This is a genomic window from Kosakonia sp. HypNH10 (assembly GCF_029850615.1).
Taxonomy (GTDB): Bacteria; Pseudomonadota; Gammaproteobacteria; order Enterobacterales; family Enterobacteriaceae; genus Kosakonia; species Kosakonia cowanii.
This window is the reverse complement of the sequence record NZ_JAOTIU010000001.1, coordinates 813,540-834,594: the sequence shown is the minus strand read 5'-3', so window position 1 is coordinate 834,594 and position 21,055 is coordinate 813,540. Positions and strand designations below refer to the sequence as shown.

The 21,055-nt window shown below is 54.6% G+C and carries 15 protein-coding genes and 7 tRNA genes; 6 read left to right on the top strand and 16 right to left on the bottom strand.

Translation table 11 applies throughout. From position 1 onward, the window contains the following. Positions 1-54: 54 nt before the first annotated feature. A complete protein-coding gene (gene miaB, locus N7V53_RS04085; RefSeq protein WP_279792232.1) occupies positions 55-1,479 on the bottom strand; it encodes a tRNA (N6-isopentenyl adenosine(37)-C2)-methylthiotransferase MiaB in 1,425 nt (474 codons plus the stop codon). 173 nt (positions 1,480-1,652) lie between these two features. On the opposite strand from miaB, the gene ubiF reads away from it, so the two are divergent. Next, positions 1,653-2,825 carry a 3-demethoxyubiquinol 3-hydroxylase gene (ubiF, locus tag N7V53_RS04080; protein WP_279792231.1) on the top strand — a complete coding sequence of 391 codons (1,173 nt, stop codon included), beginning with the start codon at positions 1,653-1,655 and terminating at the stop codon, positions 2,823-2,825. Positions 2,826-2,859: 34 nt separating this feature from the next. Here ubiF and N7V53_RS04075 read toward each other — a convergent pair whose 3' ends face one another. The 13 genes from N7V53_RS04075 to nagB form a co-directional block, all read right to left on the bottom strand. Next, entirely contained in the window at positions 2,860-3,444 is a 585-nt protein-coding gene (locus tag N7V53_RS04075; RefSeq protein ID WP_279792229.1) for a hypothetical protein, read from the bottom strand. A gap of 122 nt (positions 3,445-3,566) precedes the next feature. Then, positions 3,567-3,641 (bottom strand) — tRNA-Gln (locus tag N7V53_RS04070). A gap of 34 nt (positions 3,642-3,675) precedes the next feature. Then, positions 3,676-3,750, bottom strand: a tRNA-Gln gene (locus N7V53_RS04065). 44 nt (positions 3,751-3,794) lie between these two features. Further along, positions 3,795-3,871, bottom strand: a tRNA-Met gene (locus tag N7V53_RS04060). Between the two features lie 28 nt (positions 3,872-3,899). After that, positions 3,900-3,974, bottom strand: a tRNA-Gln gene (locus N7V53_RS04055). Between the two features lie 38 nt (positions 3,975-4,012). Next, positions 4,013-4,087, bottom strand: a tRNA-Gln gene (locus tag N7V53_RS04050). 23 nt (positions 4,088-4,110) lie between these two features. Then, positions 4,111-4,195: transfer RNA gene (locus tag N7V53_RS04045), tRNA-Leu, on the bottom strand. 9 nt (positions 4,196-4,204) lie between these two features. Beyond that, positions 4,205-4,281, bottom strand: a tRNA-Met gene (locus N7V53_RS04040). A 219-nt stretch (positions 4,282-4,500) separates the two neighbouring features. Continuing rightward, positions 4,501-6,165: an asparagine synthase B gene (asnB, locus tag N7V53_RS04035; RefSeq protein WP_128483390.1), complete on the bottom strand. Its 1,665-nt coding sequence runs from the start codon at positions 6,163-6,165 to the stop codon at positions 4,501-4,503. A 256-nt stretch (positions 6,166-6,421) separates the two neighbouring features. Next, entirely contained in the window at positions 6,422-7,174 is a 753-nt protein-coding gene (locus N7V53_RS04030) for an HAD-IIA family hydrolase (RefSeq protein WP_023479994.1), read from the bottom strand. A 42-nt stretch (positions 7,175-7,216) separates the two neighbouring features. Next, entirely contained in the window at positions 7,217-8,437 is a 1,221-nt protein-coding gene (locus N7V53_RS04025; RefSeq protein ID WP_023479921.1) for an N-acetylglucosamine repressor, read from the bottom strand. Positions 8,438-8,446: 9 nt separating this feature from the next. Next, positions 8,447-9,595, bottom strand: a complete 1,149-nt coding sequence (nagA, locus tag N7V53_RS04020; protein WP_023479974.1) for an N-acetylglucosamine-6-phosphate deacetylase — start codon at positions 9,593-9,595, stop codon at positions 8,447-8,449. A 59-nt stretch (positions 9,596-9,654) separates the two neighbouring features. After that, positions 9,655-10,455 carry a glucosamine-6-phosphate deaminase gene (nagB, locus tag N7V53_RS04015; protein ID WP_023479948.1) on the bottom strand — a complete coding sequence of 267 codons (801 nt, stop codon included), beginning with the start codon at positions 10,453-10,455 and terminating at the stop codon, positions 9,655-9,657. A 327-nt stretch (positions 10,456-10,782) separates the two neighbouring features. On the opposite strand from nagB, the gene nagE reads away from it, so the two are divergent. From nagE to N7V53_RS03990, 5 genes are all read left to right on the top strand, one after another. Continuing rightward, positions 10,783-12,810, top strand: a complete 2,028-nt coding sequence (nagE, locus tag N7V53_RS04010) for an N-acetylglucosamine-specific PTS transporter subunit IIBC (RefSeq protein WP_279792226.1) — start codon at positions 10,783-10,785, stop codon at positions 12,808-12,810. 115 nt (positions 12,811-12,925) lie between these two features. Next, on the top strand, positions 12,926-13,357 hold the full coding sequence (locus N7V53_RS04005) for a membrane lipoprotein lipid attachment site-containing protein (RefSeq protein ID WP_279792224.1): 432 nt from the start codon (positions 12,926-12,928) through the stop codon (positions 13,355-13,357). A gap of 83 nt (positions 13,358-13,440) precedes the next feature. Beyond that, positions 13,441-15,108 carry a glutamine--tRNA ligase gene (gene glnS / locus N7V53_RS04000; RefSeq protein WP_279792222.1) on the top strand — a complete coding sequence of 556 codons (1,668 nt, stop codon included), beginning with the start codon at positions 13,441-13,443 and terminating at the stop codon, positions 15,106-15,108. 444 nt (positions 15,109-15,552) lie between these two features. Further along, complete coding sequence (locus tag N7V53_RS03995; protein WP_279792220.1) at positions 15,553-16,950, top strand: OprD family outer membrane porin; 1,398 nt, start codon at positions 15,553-15,555, stop codon at positions 16,948-16,950. Positions 16,951-16,991: 41 nt separating this feature from the next. Then, positions 16,992-19,646 carry a beta-N-acetylhexosaminidase gene (locus tag N7V53_RS03990; RefSeq protein ID WP_279792218.1) on the top strand — a complete coding sequence of 885 codons (2,655 nt, stop codon included), beginning with the start codon at positions 16,992-16,994 and terminating at the stop codon, positions 19,644-19,646. Positions 19,647-19,746: 100 nt separating this feature from the next. Here the strand turns inward: N7V53_RS03990 and fur are convergent, their stop codons facing one another. Then, positions 19,747-20,193, bottom strand: coding sequence for a ferric iron uptake transcriptional regulator (fur, locus tag N7V53_RS03985; protein ID WP_023479956.1), 447 nt, complete (start codon positions 20,191-20,193; stop codon positions 19,747-19,749). Between the two features lie 289 nt (positions 20,194-20,482). Beyond that, positions 20,483-21,013, bottom strand: a complete 531-nt coding sequence (gene fldA / locus N7V53_RS03980; protein ID WP_023480004.1) for a flavodoxin FldA — start codon at positions 21,011-21,013, stop codon at positions 20,483-20,485. Between the last annotated feature and the right edge of the window lie 42 nt (positions 21,014-21,055).

The window sequence follows — 21,055 nt, the reverse complement described above, 5'->3', positions numbered from 1 at the left end:
TTGGGGTGATTGCGGGGAAAAGCAAGGCCTGCCAGAAATGGCAGGCCTGAGGTTTTACGGCTGATACGTGCCTACGCCAAGCTCGTTCTCTTTACGGGTACGGGCGATCACCGAAGCCGGAGATTCTGCAACACGCAGCCCCATCTCCTCTTCGGTACGCACCAGTACGCCGCGCAGGGAGTTGGTATAAACATCCACAATCTCGACGTCGACAAACTTGCCGATCATCTCCGGCGTGCCTTCGAAGTTCACCACGCGGTTGTTCTCGGTACGGCCGGACAACTCCATGATGCTTTTACGCGAGGTACCTTCCACCAGAATACGCTGCGTGGTGCCGAGCATGCGGCGGCTCCAGGCCATCGCCTGCTGGTTAATACGGTCTTGCAGGATATAGAGACGCTGCTTTTTCTCTTCATCCGGCACGTCGTCAACCATATTGGCAGCCGGCGTACCCGGACGCGCAGAGAAGATAAAGCTGTAGCTCATGTCAAAATTGACATCGGCAATCAGCTTCATGGTCTTCTCAAAGTCATCGGTGGTTTCGCCCGGGAAGCCGACGATAAAGTCAGAGCTGATCTGAATATCGGGACGCGCCTCGCGCAGCTTACGAATGATCGCTTTATACTCCAGCGCGGTGTGGGTGCGCCCCATCAGGTTCAGCACGCGGTCGGAACCGCTCTGCACCGGCAGGTGCAGGAAGCTCACCAGCTCCGGCGTATCGCGATAGACATCAACGATATCGTCGGTGAACTCAATCGGGTGGCTAGTGGTAAAGCGAATACGGTCGATGCCGTCAATCGCGGCGACCAGGCGCAGCAGATCGGCAAAGGTGCCGGTTGTGCCATCATAGTTTTCACCGCGCCAGGCGTTAACGTTCTGGCCAAGCAGGTTCACTTCACGCACGCCCTGCGCCGCCAGCTGGGCGATCTCAAACAGGATGTCGTCGGAAGGACGGCTCACCTCTTCGCCGCGGGTGTAAGGCACCACGCAGTAGGTGCAATATTTGTTGCACCCTTCCATGATCGAAACAAAGGCGGTCGGGCCTTCGGCGCGCGGTTCCGGCAGGCGATCGAATTTTTCAATTTCCGGGAAGCTGATATCGACGACCGGGCTGCGGTTGCCGCGCACGGAGTTGATCATCTCCGGCAGACGGTGCAGAGTTTGCGGCCCGAAAATGATGTCGACATAGTGGGCGCGCTGGCGAATGTGATCGCCCTCCTGCGAGGCCACGCAGCCGCCGACGCCAATAATCAGCTCCGGGTTTTTCTCTTTCAGCAGCTTCCAGCGACCCAACTGATGGAAAACTTTCTCCTGGGCTTTTTCGCGGATTGAGCAGGTATTGAGCAGCAGCACATCCGCTTCTTCCGCAACCTCGGTCAGTTGATAGCCGTGGGTGGCATCCAGCAGATCGGCCATCTTTGATGAATCATATTCGTTCATCTGACAGCCCCAGGTTTTAATATGGAGTTTTTTTGTCATCGACTTGCTCTTGCGTAAGTTCGTATACCCGGAGTATGACGGGTATAAGCCAGGATTGCAGGCCGCGTATTGTAATGCTTTGGTTGCGCCCTGACCAGTATGACGGTTGGCGGGGCGGCAAGAGCGCAAAAATCCGGTAGACTTAGGCCATTCATCTAAAAGGACACTTCGCCATGACAAATCACTCCACAGAGGTCGCTATTGTTGGCGGCGGTATGGTCGGCGGGGCGCTGGCGTTAGGGCTGGCGCAACTGGGTTTTGCCGTCACGGTTATCGATAAACAGATCCCAGCCCCCTTTGATGCCAGCGCGCCGCCGGATGTGCGCATCTCGGCGATCAGCGCCGCCTCGGTCGAGCTGCTGCGCGGATTGGGCGTCTGGGAGAGCATCGAAGCTATGCGTTGCCACCCCTACCGGCAGCTGGAGACGTGGGAGTGGGAAAACGCCCACGTGCTGTTTGACGCCCGCGAGCTGAAGCTGCCGCTGCTCGGGTATATGGTGGAAAACAGCGTTCTGCAGTACGCCTTATGGCAAGCGCTGCAGGCGCATCCGCAGGTGACGTTGAGTACAGAGACGCTGAGCGGGCGTGAAGCCAGTGATGAGAGGCAAACCATCCGTTTTGAAAATGGCGATACGCTGACGGCGCAGCTGCTGATTGGCGCGGATGGTGCCAACTCCTGGGTGCGCCAGTCTGCGGGCATTGGTATTCATGCCTGGCAGTACGATCAATCCTGCATGCTGATAAGCGTCGAGTGCGAGCAAGACGCGGGCGATTCGACCTGGCAGCACTTTACGCCGAACGGGCCACACGCCTTTTTACCGCTTTATGAGCGCTGGGCGTCGCTGGTGTGGTACGACAAGCCTGCGCGCATCCGCCAGTTACAAACCCTCTCCATGACGCAGCTGGAGCAAGAGATCGCCCGCAACTTTCCGCCGCGGCTGGGGCGCGTTAAAGCGGTCTCTGCGGCGTCGTTCCCGCTGGTGCGTCGCCACGCGCTGCAATATGTGCAGCCGGGGCTGGCGCTGGTGGGCGATGCGGCGCACACCATTCATCCGCTGGCGGGGCAGGGGGTGAATCTTGGTTATCGCGACGTTGATGCGCTGCTGGATGTGCTGTCACGCGCTCGCAGCCACGGAGAAGCCTGGGCCAGCCGTGAGGTGCTGCAACGCTACCAGACGCGGCGCAGGGCGGATAACTTCATTATGCAGAGCGGAATGGATCTCTTTTATGCCGGGTTCAGTAACGATCTCGGGCCGCTGCGCGTGTTACGCAATATTGGCCTGATGGCGGCAGAGCGCGCCGGAGGGTTGAAACGCCAGGCGCTGAAATACGCCTTAGGCCTGTAAGAAAGCGCGAGCGACAGGTCGCTCGCGCACACTGTTACGGCACCGCGAGCATCCTGTCGAGTGCCGTCTTCACCTGTTTGTTGTCAACGAAATAGGCCTGATAGCCCGTCGCCGCGTCAATCTCCTGCAACGCCCATTTTCCTGCATGCACGTCACTGATGGCACGCGCTGTGCGATAGAGCGGTATCAGCAGCAGAACCAGCATGGTGCCCGCCGCCAGGCCTTCATAACTTATCAGCGGATTGGCGCGCGCCTGGTCGATCAACATAGCGATGGCCACGAGTTGGATCAGCGCTCTGGCGATAAAACCGCGCATAAAAAACTGGCGCAGCCGCTCAGGCGTGGGAAAGCAGGGGTTTTTCAGCGAGGCGCGCTTCTCATGCACTGGTATCCCCTGCACGTAGACCATCCACTCCTCGCGCTCTTTCATCAGTGTCGCCTTGCCGTTCTCGCTCAGGATATGCAGGCGCATCGAGACCAGCACCGGAAACAGCAGCCCGATAACCAGAAAATAGAGGATTGGCGCGGTCAGGCCGAGGAATGTTGCGGCAATAACCGCGAACACCAGCAGCAGGTGATAGGGGGAGTAAAACCACAGAGCCGTAGTTTGATAATTCATGGTGCGCACCCGACGGGAAGAAGATGGCTCAAATTAGCATGCCATTCAGGCGCTTAACAGCTACTGATTGTCAGGAGGCAGAAAACAAAAAAGCCCGCCGAAGCGAGCTTTTTTGTTTTGATTGGCTGGGGTACGAGGATTCGAACCTCGGAATGGTGGAATCAGAATCCACTGCCTTACCGCTTGGCGATACCCCAAAAGTGCGTTTGCCGAAGCAAGCGTCTTTGAAGTTGGCTGGGGTACGAGGATTCGAACCTCGGAATGGTGGAATCAGAATCCACTGCCTTACCGCTTGGCGATACCCCAACAAATCTTTTTCGGTTTAATGCCTGAGCATTACGCCTTGAATATGGTGGCTACGACGGGAATCGAACCTGTGACCCCAGCATTATGAGTGCTGTGCTCTAACCAGCTGAGCTACGTAGCCAAATTTTACTGCTTACCCAGTCATCGACTGGCTGGGGTACCTGGATTCGAACCAGGGAATGCCGGTATCAAAAACCGGTGCCTTACCGCTTGGCGATACCCCAACGACTAACGCGTTAAAACGCAGGAGTCGAAGAAGAGATGGCTGGGGTACCTGGATTCGAACCAGGGAATGCCGGTATCAAAAACCGGTGCCTTACCGCTTGGCGATACCCCATCCGTGCAACGCTTCTTTGGGAATGGTGCGGGAGGCGAGACTTGAACTCGCACACCTTGCGGCGCCAGAACCTAAATCTGGTGCGTCTACCAATTTCGCCACTCCCGCAAAAAAAGATGGTGGCTACGACGGGAATCGAACCTGTGACCCCAGCATTATGAGTGCTGTGCTCTAACCAGCTGAGCTACGTAGCCATCTTTTTTTCGCGTTACCTTATCGGCGTTGCGGGGCGCATTATGCGTATTGAGCCTGAGAGCGTCAACACCTTTTTCATCGAAAATTGCCGGAATGTGACTGTTTGGTTAGGTTGCGAACAGCATGTTGCTTTATTCAACAAAAAACGATTTTCTGCGTGAAATCAGCCACACAAAAACAACAGGCCCCGCAGGGCCTGTATGCATAACCATCGCTTATCAGTAGGCTGACTGGTGCACACCGATTGCGCGGCCCGATGGATCGTTCATGGTTTTGAACGCTTCGTCCCATTCGAACGCTTTAGCCGATGAGCAGGCCACGGACGGACCGCCCGGCACGCACTCGGCGGCGCTGGCGACCGGGAAGAGCTCTTCAAAGATTTCACGATAGAGATAAGCCTCTTTCGACGAAGGTGTGTTGTACGGGAAGCGGTAGCTGGCGGTCGCCAGTTGCTGATCCGTCACCTGCTGCGCCGCCACCTCTTTCAGGGTGTCGATCCAGCTGTAGCCCACGCCATCGGAGAACTGCTCTTTCTGACGCCATGCCACGCTTGCCGGCAGGTAGGATTCAAAACATTCGCGCAGGATATGTTTTTCCATCTTACCGTTGCTGCCGCACATCTTATCCTGCGGGTTAATGCGCATCGCCACATCGAGGAAGTTCTTATCGAGGAACGGTACGCGTGCTTCCACGCCCCAGGCGGACATCGCTTTGTTGGCGCGGGCACAGTCAAACATATGCAATGCCTGCAATTTACGCACCGTCTCTTCGTGCAGCTCTTTAGCATCCGGCGCTTTATGGAAGTAGAGGTAGCCGCCGAAGACTTCGTCAGAACCCTCACCGGAGAGCACCATTTTGATGCCCATCGCTTTGATTTTGCGCGACATCAGATACATCGGCGTCGAGGCGCGAATGGTAGTCACGTCATAAGTTTCAATGTGATAGATCACATCGCGGATCGCATCCAGACCTTCCTGCACGGTGAAGTGAATTTCATGGTGCACGGTGCCAAGGTGGTTCGCCACTTCCTGCGCCGCTTTCAGATCCGGCGCGCCTTTCAGACCGACGGCGAAAGAGTGCAGCTGCGGCCACCAGGCTTCTGATTTCTCCTGATCTTCCACGCGGCGGGCGGCGAATTTTTTGGTGATCGCGGAGATAACCGAGGAGTCCAGCCCGCCGGAGAGCAGCACGCCGTAGGGCACGTCGGACATCAGGTGGCTCTTCACCGCATCTTCCAGCGCCTGGCGCAGCGCCTCTTTGTCGGTAACGTTATCTTTTACGGCGTCATAAGAGAACCAGTCGCGCTGGTAGTAAGAGCGGATTTCACCCTCTTTGCTCCACAGATAGCTGCCCGCCGGGAACTCTTTAATGGTGCGGCAAACCGGCACCAGCGCCTTCATTTCAGAGGCGACATAAAGGTTGCCGTGTTCGTCATGACCCATATAGAGCGGGATGATGCCGATATGGTCGCGGCCAATCAGGTAAGCATCCTGTTCACTGTCGTAAAGCACGAAGGCAAACATACCCTGTAATTCGTCGAGGAAGGCTGGCCCTTTTTCCTGATAGAGCGCGAGGATCACTTCGCAGTCGGAGCCAGTCTGGAAGGCGTAGCGGTCGCCATACTCTGCGCGCAGCGCCTGGTGGTTATAAATTTCACCGTTAACGGCCAGCGCATGTGTTTTTTGTTGGTTATAGAGTGGTTGCGCACCGGCGTTGACGTCGACAATCGACAGACGCTCATGGGAGAGAATCGCTTTGTCACTGGCATAAACGCCGGACCAGTCCGGACCGCGGTGGCGCATCAGACGGGATAATTCCAGCGCTTTTTTACGTAATTCGCCTGCGTCGGTTTTGATATCCAGTACGCCAAAAATTGAACACATAGACTTCTCCGTTAACCTTGAGGGCATTGCTGTAATGTTGTGTGCTTATAGCCAAAATGCCGCAAAAGACGGGCTGGGCGCAAGCCTTTTAGCCGCACGAAATGAAAAAGTGCAACGGTGATTGAGGAATGCTGAAAATTGCTTATGTATTGCGCTGGTTTATTGATGATTGTTCAAAATTAAGCGCTGTTTATTAAACGAAGTGGCTTTTTGATGCGGCAAAAATGAAAAACCACGCCCAAAGGCGTGGTTACGTTCAGATCACATCAATTTCGGCGACCGAAGGGTAAATCCACGATGGCCGGAACGGCATGCTGTCGATATCGTCGAGCCGCGAGACGCCGGAGAGCACCAGGATGGTCTCCAGACCGGCCTGGAAGCCAGCCAGAATATCGGTGCGCAGGTTATCGCCAACAATCACAGTCTGCTCCGAGTGCGCCTGCATGGTGTTCAACGCGGCGCGAATGATCCACGGGCTCGGTTTGCCAACATAAAAAGGCTTGCGGCCGGAGATCTTCTCAATACCGGCGCAGAGCGCGCCGCAGGCGGGGTAGAAGCCGCGGCCGTGCGTGTCCGGGTTGGTGGCGATAAAGCGCGCGCCATTGGCGACGAAGAAGGCCGCGCGGTGCATCATCTCCCAGTTATAGGAGCGGGTTTCGCCGACGATGACAAAATCCGGGTTGATATCGGTAATGGTGAAGCCTGCTTTATAAAGCTCATGAATCAATGCACCTTCGCCGACCACATAGGCTTTTTTCCCCTCCTGGCGCTTGAGGAAGTCCGCTGTTGCCATCGCCGAGGTGTAAAAGACGCTGGCGGGCACATCAATCCCGGCGGAGGCAAAGCGGTTAGCCAGATCCTGACCGGTCTGAGAAGGATAGTTAGTCAGCAATACCAGCGGCATCTCTTTCTCAAGGATGCGGGTAACAAACTCGGCGGCGCCGGGAACGGCAACGTTATCGTGCATCAGCACGCCATCAATATCGCAGATTACATTCTGAATGGTCATGGAGTGTCCGGATAAAAAAATAAGTGTTAACTATAAACCCTGTCAGTTTTCCAGCAACCGCTGTAGCAGCAGACCGTTCAGCATCGCCCGTTTCACCAGCGCGAAGGCGCCAATCGCAGAGCGGTGATCGAGGGTAGAGGGCACAACCGGCAGATTTTTGCGAAACGCCTTCAGTGACTGCGTATTGATACAGGCTTCAATGGCGGGCAGCAGGATTTTTTCTGCTTCAACGATCTCACCGGCGATAACCACTTTTTGTGGGTTGAAGAGGTTAATGGCGATAGCGATGGTTTTGCCGAGGTGACGCCCGACATACTCAATCACTTCGCAGGCCAGCGCATCGCCTTTGTTGGCGGCTTTGCAGATGGCTTTGATTGAGCAATCCTCCTCTTTCAGGCGGCTCTGATAACCCTGCTGTAACAGATGGCGGACCCGCTGCTCAATGGCGGCATTGGCGGCTATCGTCTCCAGGCAACCAAAGTTACCGCAGTGGCAGCGCTCGCCGAGGGGTTCCACCTGCACGTGTCCAATTTCGCCGACATTACCGTTGCGACCGATAAAGATACGACCGCTGGAGATGATCCCCGCGCCGGTGCCGCGGTGCACGCGCACCAGAATGGAGTCTTCACAATCCTGGCTTGCGCCAAAATAGTGCTCGGCCAGCGCCAGGCTACGGATATCGTGACCGACGAAGCAGGTCAATTTGAAGCGTTTTTCCAGCGCCTCAACCAGCGCCCAATTCTCCACCTGAATATGCGGCATATAGCGGATCACACCGCTTTCCGGATCGACCAGCCCCGGCAGGATCACCGAAATGGCGATCAGTTCGCGGATTTTACGCTGATTGGCATCGATAAACTGGCTGATGGTATTGAGCAGGGCGTGCTCCAGCGTCTCCTGCGTGCGCTCCGGCAGCGGGTAATGCTCTTCCGCCAGCACTTTGCTGCTCAGATCGTAGAGCGTAAGGGTGGTGTCGGTGCGCCCGAGGCGCACGCCGATAGCCTGGAAATGGCGGGTTTCGGTAATGATGGAGATGGCGCGGCGGCCCCCGGTGGAGGCCTGCTGATCGACTTCTTTGATCAGCCCGCGTTCAATCAGCTGACGCGTGATTTTTGTCACGCTGGCGGGAGCAAGCTGGCTCTGCTCGGCAATCTGTATGCGTGAGATGGGGCCGTGTTGGTCAATCAGGCGGTAAACCGCCGCACTGTTAAGCTGTTTTACGAGGTCAACGTTACCAATTTGAGCTTGTCCGCCTGATGTCATACCGTCTCTTTATGCAGTGGCGACCTCGTTACCATTAACGATGGTCTTGATAATTTCATAATCACGCGTAAATGCGGTCAGGTTCGCCACCTTGCCTGCGGCGAGAGTGCCCAGCTTTTTGTCAACGCCAATGGCGCGAGCCGGGTAGAGCGTGGCCATACGCAGCGCTTCATCGAGCGCAATACCGACATGCTCGACCAGGTTACGCACCCCTTCGATCATCGTCAGGGCCGAGCCGCTCAGCGTTCCGTTTTCATCTACGCACAATCCATTTCGGTAGTATATTGTTTTGCCAGCAAAAATGAACTGATCAATCTGTGCACCTGCGGGTGCGGTAGCATCGGTGACCAGACAGAGCTTGTCTCCCTTCAGCCGCTTCGCATTGCGAATATTAACGTAGTCGACATGCAACCCATCGGCAATCACGCCACAGTAAACATCTGTGTCATCAAGCACTGCGCCCGCCAGGCCCGGCTCGCGTCCGGTGATGTACGGCATGGCATTATAGAGATGGGTAGCGAAGGTGATACCGGCGCGGAAACCGGCTTTCGCCTCGTTCAGCGTGGCGTTGGAGTGACCGGCGGAAACCACAATCCCCGCGTCGGCAAGCTTGCGGATCACGTCGCATCCCGCTACTTCCGGGGCTAAGGTGATTTTTGTGATCACATCCGCGTTTTGACATAAGAAATCGACCAGCGCCGCATCCGGTTTACGCACGAAGTCCGGATTGTGGGTCCCTTTCTTGATGATATTGAGCCACGGCCCTTCCAGATGCAGGCCCAGCGCCTGGTTCGGGTATTTTGCGAGGTAGTCGCGCATCACCTGCACGCCCTGTTTCATCAGGTCATCGCTGGTGGTAATCAGCGTCGGCAGGTAGCTGGTGCAGCCGGATTTCTCGTTAGCACGCTGCATGATCTCCAGCGTCTCAACGCTGACGGCCTCGGCGGTATCGTTAAACTGCACGCCGCCGCAGCCGTTGAGCTGCACATCAATAAAACCAGGGGCGAGGAGGGCACCATTCAGCGATCGTTGTTCAATATCCGCTGGTAGCTCAGCCTGTGGGCAAAGGCGTTCAATCAGGCCATCTGCTACAACGAGCGCATGGTCATCCAAAATTTCATGGCCGGTAAAGATTCGGCAATGGGTTAAAGCATACATAACAACCCCCGGTTAACGATGAGTGCCGCTCCGCAGTTGCCTGCGAAGCGGATACAGACTTACAGACCTTTAATATTTTCCGCTTCTAACTCGTTGAAGTACTTAAGCGTTTTGACTTTCAGCTCCATCGTGGACGGCTCGTCGCAGACGATAACCGCTTTCGGATGCAGCTGCAGGCAGCTGATGGTCCACATATGGTTGACGTTACCCTCAACGGCAGCCTGCAGCGCCTGCGCCTTGACGTTGCCCAGCACCAGAATCATCACCTCTTCGGCATCGAGCAGCGTGCCGACGCCAACTGTCAGGGCATATTTAGGCACCTGATTGACGTCACCGTCGAAGAAGCGCGAGTTCGCTACGCGGGTATCGTGGGTCAACGTTTTAATACGGGTACGCGATGCCAGCGACGATGCCGGTTCGTTAAAAGCGATATGACCATCGTTGCCTACGCCGCCCATAAACAGGTGAATTTTGCCGTAAGCGCGAATTTTTTCTTCGTAACGACGGCATTCTGCGTCAATATCGGGCGCGTTTCCATCGAGCAGGTTAATGTTTTCAGCAGGAATATCAACGTGATCGAAGAAATTACGGTGCATAAAGCTGTGGTAACTCTCCGGATGATCCTTCGCCAGGCCAACATATTCGTCCATGTTAAAGGTGACGACATGCTTAAAGCTGACCTGGCCCGCTTTGTGCATTTCAACTAATGCTTTGTAGGCCGTAAGCGGCGTTCCGCCGGTTGGCAGGCCAAGTACAAAAGGACGATCGGCGGTGGGGTTGAATGCGTTAATGCGGTTGACGATATGGCGGGCGGCCCATTTACCGACCTGTTCAGCTGTCGCCAGGGGAATCAGTCTCATTGTTCACCTCAAAGTTTAATGAAAAGCATTGGCGGTGCGCCTTCTGGCTCAGCGTTAAGCGTAACCTGGTTTCGTCATAAGAAGGGAGCGATCCGCTTTGATATTTTTGATCTTAAAATAAGTTTTTGTTGTTTGCCAGTATTGAGGAACGGTGATAACGATAGTTAGTGATTTTTATCACAGAAAATGCGCGTTTAATTTGCGAGGCGAATTAATTTTGCAGACACTTCGTCAGGTAGTGGAAAAACAGGCATCAGTTCAGGGTTCGTTACACAATAAAAAACAACTGTTTCAGTGGGCTCACGTTGAGCTCATAGGGGGAATAAAGTGAGTATTTTAGGCTATTTACAGAAGGTTGGCCGCGCGCTGATGGTGCCGGTCGCCACGCTGCCCGCGGCAGCGATTTTGATGGGGGTCGGCTACTGGATCGACCCTGTTGGCTGGGGGAGCCAAAACGCCCTGGCCGCGCTGTTTATCAAATCCGGTTCAGCGATCATCGACCACATGGGCGTCTTGTTTGCGGTCGGCGTCGCTTATGGGATGTCCAAAGATAAAGATGGCGCTGCGGCGCTGGCCGGCTTTGTCGGCTTCCTGGTGTTAACGACCCTCTGCTCGCCTGCCGCGGTGTCGATGATTCAAAAAATTCCGCTGGATCAGGTTCCCGCGGCCTTCGGCAAAATTGAAAACCAGTTTGTCGGTATTCTGGTCGGGATCATCGCCGCTGAGCTTTACAACCGCTTCAGCACCGTCGAACTGCCGAAAGCGCTCTCCTTCTTTAGCGGCCGCCGTCTGGTGCCGATCATCACCTCATTTGTGATGATCGCTGTGGCCTTTATCATGATGTTTATCTGGCCAGTGGTCTTTAGTGGCCTGGTCAGCTTTGGTGAACATATTCAGAAACTCGGCTCTGTCGGCGCGGGTGTTTACGCCTTCTTCAACCGTCTGCTGATCCCGGTCGGTCTGCATCACGCCCTGAACTCGGTCTTCTGGTTTGACGTGGCGGGTATTAACGATATCCCTAACTTCCTCGGCGGCGCGCAGTCTATTGAAGCCGGTAAAGCGACGGTGGGGATCACCGGGCGTTATCAGGCGGGCTTCTTCCCGATCATGATGTTCGGCTTGCCGGGTGCGGCGCTGGCGATCTACCAGTGCGCGCGTCCTGAGAACAAAGCCAAAGTGCTGGGGATTATGATGGCCGGTGCCTTCGCCGCCTTCTTTACCGGCATCACTGAGCCGTTGGAGTTCTCCTTTATGTTCGTGGCGCCGGTGCTGTATGTCATTCACGCCATTCTGACCGGTATCTCCGTCTATATCGCAGCCAGCATGCACTGGATTGCCGGTTTCGGCTTCAGCGCCGGGCTGGTGGATATGGTGCTCTCTTCACGTAACCCGCTGGCGACCCAGTGGTGGATGCTGATCCCGCAGGGTCTGGTGTTCTTTGTTATCTACTACGTGGTATTCCGCTTCACCATTAAGCGATTCAACATGCTGACCCCGGGTCGCGAACTGGCTGTCGCCGGGGATGAAACCGATGGTCAGGATGTCAATATCAGCGCGAATAGCGAGCAGGATGTCAGCGGCCTGGCGCGTCAGTACATTGCTGCCGTCGGCGGCTCGGCGAACCTGACCGGTATTGATGCCTGCATCACCCGTCTGCGTCTTAACGTGAATGACTCTTCCCTGGTCAACGAAACGATGGCGAAACGCCTGGGCGCAACCGGCGTGATTCGTCTCAACAAAACCAGCGTGCAGATTATTGTCGGCTTTGTGGCTGAGAAAATTGCCAACGCGATGAAAACGGCAGGGGATGTCCCGGCCGCAGCAAGCAGCAATGCAGCACCGACTCAGGCAGCACCAGCCGCCGCGGCGAAACCGCAGGCGGTGCCGAATTCAGTCGTGATTGCCGAACTCTTATCGCCGGTTACCGGTGAGGTGGTGGCGCTGGAGCAGGTGCCGGACGAAGCCTTTGCCAGCAAAGCGGTAGGCGACGGCGTGGCGGTAAAACCGACGGATAAAACCGTAGTTTCTCCGGCGGCCGGTACGATTGTGAAAATCTTCAATACCAATCATGCCTTCTGCCTGGAGACCGAAAAAGGTGCCGAGATCGTTGTCCATATGGGCATTGATACGGTTGCGCTGGGCGGTCAGGGCTTTACCCGTCTGGTTGAAGAGGGCGCGGAAGTGGTTGCCGGTCAACCGATCCTCGAAATGGATCTGGCGTACCTCAATGCCAATGCCCGCTCAATGATTAGCCCGGTTGTCGTCAGCAATATTGATGATTTCAGCGGCCTTGTCATTAAGGCGCAAGGCCATGTCGTTGCGGGTCAGACACCGTTGTACGAAATTAAAGGCTGATTGCTCCTGAGTCGGCACATTAGCCTTAAGCGGCGGGGGATCTCCTCCGCCGCTTTTTTTTACCCGCCGTTTAATGAATGCCATACTGGTGGCCGCTATTTTACAGAGGTGAATAATGAAAAGGATTTTATACGCGCTGGTGATGACGACGGCGCTAAGCGGCTGTATTCCGCGTTACGCAACTATTCGCCCGCATTATGAATTGGATGTACGTAATCCAGCCGGAGAGCCGCTGCCAACAGCGATGATGTGGGTCAGCACCGGACGTTCCCCACCGGGATACTATCCCGCACCGGAGGAGTTCCGCGCCGACAGGCAGGGCCATATTGATGTCGAGAAAAAATCCCAGTGGGAAAATATGATCTTCTTTCTTCACGGCACCAATTTTTACTCGTGGGGCTGGTGTATTGAAGCGCCCGGTTATCTTCCTCGCAGTGGAAGAGGTGATGAGATCGTCAGCCCTGTGATCCTCACGCCGACCACGCAGGATCTCCGCTGTCGGCAGGCACACTATGCGGAAGAATACCTTTCCCCTGAGCATCAGTGATTTGTATAAGTAAAGGTTGTTTCCTGCGTCCTCTTATTAGATCATATGCCGTTATACGTTGTTTACGCCTTGAGGAACCTGTGATGAGTGAGGCTGAAGCCCGCCCGACTAACTTTATCCGCCAGATCATTGATGAAGATCTGGCCAGTGGTAAACACACCACCGTCCATACCCGTTTTCCGCCGGAGCCGAACGGCTACCTGCACATCGGCCACGCGAAATCCATCTGCCTGAACTTCGGTATCGCACAGGATTACAACGGCCAGTGCAACCTGCGTTTCGATGATACCAACCCGGCAAAAGAAGATATCGAGTACGTTGAGTCAATCAAAAACGACGTACAGTGGTTGGGCTTTCACTGGTCTGGCGACATCTGCTACTCCTCAGACTACTTCGATAAGCTGTATAGCTACGCGGTTGAACTGATCAACAAAGGCCTGGCCTACGTAGACGAACTGACCGGCGACGAAATCCGCGAATACCGCGGCACTCTGACGCAGCCGGGTAAAAACAGCCCGTACCGCGATCGCAGCGTAGAAGAGAACCTGGCGCTGTTTGAAAAGATGCGTGCGGGTGGTTTTGAAGAGGGTAAGGCCTGTCTGCGTGCGAAAATCGATATGGCTTCGCCGTTTATCGTGATGCGCGACCCGGTTATCTACCGTATTAAATTTGCTGAACACCATCAGACCGGCAACAAGTGGTGCATCTACCCGATGTACGACTTTACCCACTGCATCAGCGATGCGCTGGAAGGGATCACCCACTCCCTCTGTACGCTGGAGTTCCAGGACAACCGTCGTCTGTATGACTGGGTGCTGGATAACATCACCATTCCGGTTCACCCGCGCCAGTACGAATTCTCGCGCCTGAATCTAGAATACACCGTGATGTCCAAGCGTAAGCTTAACCTGCTGGTGACCGACAAGCACGTTGAGGGCTGGGACGATCCGCGTATGCCGACCATCTCTGGCCTGCGCCGTCGTGGCTATACCGCTGCTTCTATCCGTGAATTCTGCAAGCGCATTGGCGTGACCAAGCAGGACAACACCATTGAAATGGCGTCGCTGGAATCCTGCATTCGTGAAGATCTCAACGAAAACGCGCCGCGCGCGATGGCGGTTATCGACCCGGTGAAACTGGTTATCGAAAACTACCCGCAGGGCAGCAGCGAAATCGTCACCATGCCGAACCATCCGAACAAGCCGGAGATGGGCACCCGTGAAGTGCCGTTCAGCGGTGAGATCTGGATCGATCGCGCTGATTTCCGCGAAGAAGCCAACAAGCAGTACAAACGTCTGGTGCTCGGCAAAGAGGTGCGTCTGCGTAACGCTTATGTGATCAAAGCGGAACGCGTTGAGAAAGATGCCGAAGGCAACATCACCACCATTTTCTGCTCTTACGACGCCGAGACGCTGAGTAAAGATCCTGCCGATGGCCGCAAGGTTAAAGGCGTGATCCACTGGGTCAGCGCGCAGCATGCGCAGCCGGTTGAGATTCGTCTCTACGATCGTCTGTTCAGCGTGCCAAACCCGGGTGCAGCCGAGGATTTCCTCGTCACCATCAACCCGGAATCGCTGGTCATTAAGCAGGGTTTTGCCGAGCCATCGCTGAAAGAGGCGCAGGCGGGCAAAGCATATCAGTTTGAGCGCGAAGGCTACTTCTGCCTCGATAGCCGCTATGCCACCGCGGACAAACTCGTGTTTAACCGCACGGTAGGCCTGCGTGATACCTGGGCTAAAATCGGCGACTGATTACATCAATCAGTGACCACTATAAAAAAACGCCGCTTCTTGCGGCGTTTTTTTATTATTAACCTGCGCATTACAATTAATACATATTTGTGCCGAAAATTAATATCTTCCCTCTGTTGGTGTTCTGCTTTTTTATTTCTCAAATGTTGCGGAAGCAGTAATCAGAATAGTGATAAAACCCTCTCGCTGATAAAGAATTAAATATCGAATGAATACAGATGGGTTATTTATTTGCGTGGTTTATCAAACAATATTTAATCCTCATTTAATTCTGTGCACTTCGTCATACTCCATTATTTTTGCTTAAAAACACGTTGATAATTCACAACGCGAAAAATAGGCTTTGTGCTGTTGTTTACTTAGGGAATATCTATAACAGACTTCCTGTTGTTAATTTTTATCGCCGCCGCGGCGGGGATTTTTACATTTAAAAGGAATCAATGTATGTGCGCGTTTGCAGGTAAACGGAGTTCGCTATCGCTGGCTATTGCCGCCGTTACCGCCATGTCAGGCCTGGCGCTTCCCGCGCAGGCGAAGGCAAGCGGTTTTATTGATGACTCAACGCTCACCGGCGGGATCTATTACTGGCAGCGTGAGCGCGACCGTAAAGATATTCTCGATAATAAATATAAAACGAACCTCTCTCACGCTACGTGGAATGCCAGTCTGGATTTTCAATCAGGCTATGCGGCAGATATGTTTGGCCTGGATATCGCTGCTTTTACGGCGATTGAAATGGCGGAAAACGGAGATAGCGCCCATCCCAATGAAATCGCTTTCTCCGGCAGCAATAAAGCTTATAAAGAGCGCTGGTCCGGCGATAAGAGCGGCATCAGCCTCTATAAAGCCGCAGCAAAATTCAAATATGGCGCTCTCTGGGCGCGCGCCGGTTATATTCAGCCTACCGGGCAGACGCTATTAGCGCCGCACTGGAGTTTTATGCCGGGCACCTACCAGGGCGCGGAAGCGGGCATTAATAACGACTATGGCGATGCTGGCGCGCTGAGCGTTTCGTATATGTGGGCCAATGGATATAAAGCGCCCTGGCATATCGAGATGGATAAGTTCTGGCAAAATGACAGAGAGCACCGGGTCGATTATCTCCATTCGCTCGGCGCAAAATATGATTTCAAAAATAACCTCGTGCTGGAGGCTGCGTTTGGCCAGTCGCAGGGCTATGTCGATCAATATTTTGCAAAAGCCAGCTACCAGCTGGATGTGGCAAATCAACCGTTCAGCACCAGCTATCAGTTTTATGGTGCCCGCGACAAAGTCAGCGATCGCGGCATCAACGATCTTTACGACGGCACCGCCTGGCTGCAGGCGCTGACCTTCGGTTACACGGTCGGACCACTCGCGCTGCGCCTCGAAGGAACATGGGTAAAAGCAGAAGGCCAGCAGGGCTACTTTTTGCAGCGCATGACGCCAACCTATGCCTCCTCCAATGGTCGTCTCGATATCTGGTGGGATAACCGCTCCGACTTCAATGCCAATGGCGAAAAAGCGCTCTTCCTGGGGGCGATGTACGATCTGGAGAGTTGCAACTTGCCCGGCTTACAAATTGGCGCCTCTTACGCCTACGCCTGGGGCGCAAAACCGGCCGAAATGGCCGTGCCGGATGCGTGGTACAGCGCCGATTATCGTCTGAAAGAGTCCGCGTATAGCCTGGATGCCATCTATACCCTGCAAGAGGGGCGCGCCAAAGGGACGATGTTTAAACTGCACTTTACCCAGTATGACAACCACTCCGCTATCCCGAGCTATGCCGGCGGTTACGGCAACATTTTCCAGGATGAGCGCGACGTGAAATTGATGGTCATCGCGCCGTTTACCCTTTTCTAATTAATTTGTTGCCGGGCATTGGCAACCCTAAGGAACAGAGAATGCATACAGCACGTTTAAGCCTGCTGGCGGGCGCAGTTGCAGCGCTGCTTGGTAGTGTCGCTGCACTGGCAAGCCAGAGCACGGTTGACGCCATCAGCCAGTTCAATCTGAACTACGCCGTAAAAGATAACTTTGCCGCACAGCATGGCGTTGATTGTGCGAAGCTCGGCGCAGACTGGGCCTCATGCAACAAAGCGGTGATCACGCTCACCAATAAAGGCGAGGCGGTGACCGATAATGAGTGGGCGATCTACTTCCACAGTATTCGCCCCGTTCTGCAAGTCGCGAACCCGCAGTTCAAAGTGACCCATATCATGGGCGACCTGCATAAGCTTGAGCCTACCGGGCAATTTACTGGTTTTCCGGCGAATCAGTCCGTTGAGATCCCAATCATTAATGAGTACTGGCAACTCTTTATTACCGATGTGCTGCCGCGCTGGTATGTCACAGGTGAGGAAGCGACGCCAAAAACCATCGCCAATACGAATACGGAAGATCTTGCCCAGTTCGTCACACCGCTTGGCGAGCAATGGCAGCGGACGCCGGACGATAAAAATATCCTGATGACCGCTGAAGCGCGCTTTGCGCAAAACAGCGATATCAAAGCGATGAACCTCGCCTCGCTGCGCGGACAGATTGTGCCGACGCCGCGCGAGGTAAAAATTTACGGTCGGGATATCGATCTCAGCCAGGGGGTGAAATTTGACCTTTCAGCGCTGATGCCTGATGCGCAAAACGCCATTAAAGCGCGCTTCGCCATGCTCGGCGTGGAAGAGGGGAGTTATCCGCTACGTACCGAAATTGTGCGTAAAGCGTTCAAGAGTGAGGAGGCGATCAACGGTGCCTATCAGCTGCGTATCAGTGATAAAGAGGCGGTGGTGACCGGTTTTGATCAGAGCGGCGTCTTCTATGGCCTGCAATCCCTGCTTTCGCTTCTCCCCGCGCAGGGGGCGATGACTATCCCCGCTCTGATGGCGAAAGATGCACCGCGCTTCGACTATCGCGGTATTCATCTGGATGTCGGGCGTAATTTCCACAGCAAAGCGGCGGTGCTACGCCTGCTGGATCAGATGGCAGCTTACAAGCTGAATAAATTCCACTTCCATCTGACGGACGATGAAGGGTGGCGCATTGAAATCCCCGGGCTGCCGGAGCTAACTGAGATTGGCAGCCAGCGCTGCCACGATCTGAGCGAGAAGCAGTGCCTGCTGCCGCAGTTGGGATCCGGGCCGGATCGTGATAACAACGGCAGCGGTTACTTTACCCGCGCCGACTATATCGAGATCCTCAAATATGCCAAAGCGCGGCACATTGAGGTGATCCCGGAGATCGATATGCCCGCCCATGCGCGCGCGGCGGTCATTTCAATGGAGGCGCGTTACCATCGCCTGATAAAAGAGGGTAAAGAGAGCGAGGCGAGCCGTTACCGCCTGCTCGATCCGACGGATACCTCTGTTACCGCTGGCGTACAGTTCTACGATCGCACCGGTTATCTCAATCCATGCCTGGACTCCTCGCGCAACTTTGTCGATAAGGTGATGGGCGAAATCCAGCAGATGCACAGAGAAGCGGGTCTGCCGCTGCACACCTGGCACTTCGGCGGCGATGAGGCGAAAAATATCTATCTGGGGGCTGGCTATACGGATATGAAAGATCCGCAGCCGGGTAAAGGCGTCATCGATCAGAGCAGGCAGGATAAGCCGTGGGCGAAATCCGAGGCCTGCCAGGCGATGATCAAAGCCGGGAAAGTGAGCGACGTTGAGCACCTCTCCAGCTACTTTGGCGCTGAGGTGAGCAAGCTGGTTAAGGCGCACGGCATTGATGTGATGCAGGCGTGGCAGGATGGGCTTAAAGATGCCAAAGACGCCTCTGTTTTTGCCACCAGACATGTGAATGTCAACTTCTGGGATGCGCTCTACTGGGGCGGTTTCGATTCCGTCAATGACTGGGCGAACAAAGGCTTCCGCGTGGTGGTCTCCAACCCGGACTACGTCTATCTCGACTTCCCGAGTGAAGTTCACCCGGATGAAAGCGGTTACTACTGGGGGACGCGTTTCAGCGATGAGCGCAAGATCTTCAATTTTGCACCGGACAACATGCCGCAAAATGCGGAAACGTCGGTCGACCGTGACGGCAACGCGTTCAGCGCCAAATCAGACAAGCCGTGGCCTGGCGCCTACGGGCTTTCCGCCGAGCTGTGGAGCGAAGTGGTGCGCACGGATGAGCAGATGGAGTATATGATCTATCCGCGTCTGGTCGCCGTCGCTGAGCGGGCATGGCACCGCGCAAGCTGGGAGCTGGATTACCAGGCGGGGCGTGAATACAAAGGCGGCGAGACGCAGTGGGTCGATCAGAAGGCCTTAACGGCAGACTGGCAGCGTTTTGCCAATCTGCTGGGACATCGCGAGCTGGCGAAGCTGGATAAAGCGGGCATTAATTATCGTCTGCCGGTGCCGGGGGCGCGAATTGTTGACGGTGTGCTTGAGGTCAACACTCGCTTCCCGGGGCTGGTGGTCGAGTACTCCCTCGATCGCGGCAAAACATGGCAGTACTACGAAGCGAAATCCCGTCCACAGGTTAAAGGAGAAATTCAGCTACGCAGCGCAAGCCCTGATGGCAGGCGTGTCAGCCGTGTCGATAGCCTGAAAGCCTGATCGCTTTCCTCTCTGAGCGGCGTAACCTTTTAACGCGCCGCTCAGCCGGCAGGCATAAAAAAAGCCAACCTGACGGTTGGCTTTTAACGTTCAGAAGAACTTATTTTGCGTCGTGCGCGTGTTCATCTTCGCGGCAGTCACCTTCGGCGCAGTGGCCGTAAAGGTAGAGACTGTGGTTCGTCAGGCGGATGCCGTGTTTAGCGGCGATTTCGCGCTGGCGCAATTCGATGGAATCATCACTGAATTCGATGACTTTACCGCAGTCGAGGCAGATAAGGTGATCGTGGTGATGCTGCTGCGTCAGTTCAAAAACGGACTTGCCGCCTTCGAAGTTGTGACGGGTGACAATCCCGGCGTCATCAAACTGGTTCAGCACACGGTACACCGTTGCCAGACCAATCTCTTCACCCATGTCGATCAGACGCTTATAAAGATCTTCCGCACTGACATGATGGTTATCCGGCTCCTGAAGCACTTCCAGAATTTTTAAACGTGGAAGCGTGACTTTCAGGCCGGCCTTCTTTAATGCGGTATTGTTGTCAGTCATGCGGAATCTGTCCTGTTGCTATACGATTCACTTCCTTCTCGGAAGTTATAAGGAATGCACCCGGGCGAATGCGTATCATTATAGAACTGCCATGTATAAATGAAAACTGCAAGCCCTCAAGTAAAGTAAGCTTTTAAAACGTGGTATCGCCGACAACTCCCGGTCGGGCGTACTGCGTTAAGCAGCGCTTATTGTACAGGGATGAGTAGGAAAGTTAAAAAAATGTAGCAATTATTTCGATTGCTTTTACCTATTGATACGGCGCAACCAGCAGATTGCGCCATAAAAATCAGGCATTCAGGATTTCATCCAGATGCAGCTCTTCAGAAACCTGCTTCACCCACTTCTGCACGCGCTCGGCGGTCAGTTCTGGCTGGCGGTCTTCGTCAATCGCCAGACCGACAAAGTGATCGTCATCTGCCAGGCCTTTTGAAGCTTCGAAATGGTAACCGGCAGTCGGCCAGTGACCCACAATCGTCGCGCCGCGCGGTTCAATAATGTCGCGAATGGTGCCCAGCGCATCACAGAAGTACTCAGCGTAATCTTCCTGATCGCCGCAGCCGAACAGCGCCACTAACTTACCATTAAAATCAATCTCTTCCAGCGTCGGGAAGAAGTCATCCCAGTCGCACTGCGCTTCACCGTAATACCAGGTCGGAATGCCGAGCAACAGGATGTCATACCCTTCGATATCTTCCTTACTGCTCTTGGCAATGTCATGAACATCGGCGACGTCTTTACCAAGCTGGCTTTGGATCATTTTGGCGATGTTTTCGGTGTTGCCGGTGTCGCTGCCGAAGAAAATGCCTGTAATTGCCATGAGTAAAATAACCTCTTGAATCTTAATGAGTATAGGGGGAGC

Coding starts and splice junctions, on each gene's coding strand:
- miaB (WP_279792232.1), bottom strand. CDS start 1,479: ATGACAAAAAAACTCCATATTAAAACCTGGGGCTGTCAGATGAACGAA.
- ubiF (WP_279792231.1), top strand. CDS start 1,653: ATGACAAATCACTCCACAGAGGTCGCTATTGTTGGCGGCGGTATGGTC.
- N7V53_RS04075 (WP_279792229.1), bottom strand. CDS start 3,444: ATGAATTATCAAACTACGGCTCTGTGGTTTTACTCCCCCTATCACCTG.
- asnB (WP_128483390.1), bottom strand. CDS start 6,165: ATGTGTTCAATTTTTGGCGTACTGGATATCAAAACCGACGCAGGCGAA.
- N7V53_RS04030 (WP_023479994.1), bottom strand. CDS start 7,174: ATGACCATTCAGAATGTAATCTGCGATATTGATGGCGTGCTGATGCAC.
- N7V53_RS04025 (WP_023479921.1), bottom strand. CDS start 8,437: ATGACATCAGGCGGACAAGCTCAAATTGGTAACGTTGACCTCGTAAAA.
- nagA (WP_023479974.1), bottom strand. CDS start 9,595: ATGTATGCTTTAACCCATTGCCGAATCTTTACCGGCCATGAAATTTTG.
- nagB (WP_023479948.1), bottom strand. CDS start 10,455: ATGAGACTGATTCCCCTGGCGACAGCTGAACAGGTCGGTAAATGGGCC.
- N7V53_RS04005 (WP_279792224.1), top strand. CDS start 12,926: ATGAAAAGGATTTTATACGCGCTGGTGATGACGACGGCGCTAAGCGGC.
- glnS (WP_279792222.1), top strand. CDS start 13,441: ATGAGTGAGGCTGAAGCCCGCCCGACTAACTTTATCCGCCAGATCATT.
- N7V53_RS03995 (WP_279792220.1), top strand. CDS start 15,553: ATGTGCGCGTTTGCAGGTAAACGGAGTTCGCTATCGCTGGCTATTGCC.
- N7V53_RS03990 (WP_279792218.1), top strand. CDS start 16,992: ATGCATACAGCACGTTTAAGCCTGCTGGCGGGCGCAGTTGCAGCGCTG.
- fur (WP_023479956.1), bottom strand. CDS start 20,193: ATGACTGACAACAATACCGCATTAAAGAAGGCCGGCCTGAAAGTCACG.
- fldA (WP_023480004.1), bottom strand. CDS start 21,013: ATGGCAATTACAGGCATTTTCTTCGGCAGCGACACCGGCAACACCGAA.